The organism is Candidatus Frankia nodulisporulans (assembly GCF_902806475.1).
In the GTDB taxonomy this organism is placed as follows: Bacteria; Actinomycetota; Actinomycetes; order Frankiales; family Frankiaceae; genus Frankia; species Frankia umida.
The window spans coordinates 1-286 of sequence record NZ_CADCWS010000594.1 but is presented as its reverse complement, the minus strand read 5'-3'; the positions used below and the strand labels follow the sequence as shown (position 1 = coordinate 286).

Genomic DNA, 286 nt, shown 5'->3' with positions numbered 1-286 from the left:
GTAGGCCACCCGGGCGGCCCGCACTTCGGCCCTAGCGGCCCTTCTGCGGCCCTTGGCGGTCTTGGCGGCGAGGCGGGCGGCACGGCGGCGGGCGGCCAGCGGGTTGGCGGAGGCCTCCCGGGCCGTCTTGCACTGGCTGCGGGCCTGCGCCACCGCCACCCCGGCCAACGCCCGAACCTGCCGGGCGTCAGCGAGTACCGCCTGATGCTCCGGGGTCCGCAACTTGCGGCGCCGGCCGGCCTCCGTGTCCCACCAGGCGGCAAACGGCGCACACGCCGGCGACAGC

General features: G+C 78.0%; 1 protein-coding gene. It reads right to left on the bottom strand.

Features of this window, described 5'->3' with window-relative positions; all coding sequences use genetic code 11:
• On the bottom strand, nt 1–286 hold a 286-nt coding region (locus tag G6R24_RS21520; RefSeq protein ID WP_225438915.1), incomplete at both ends, for a hypothetical protein.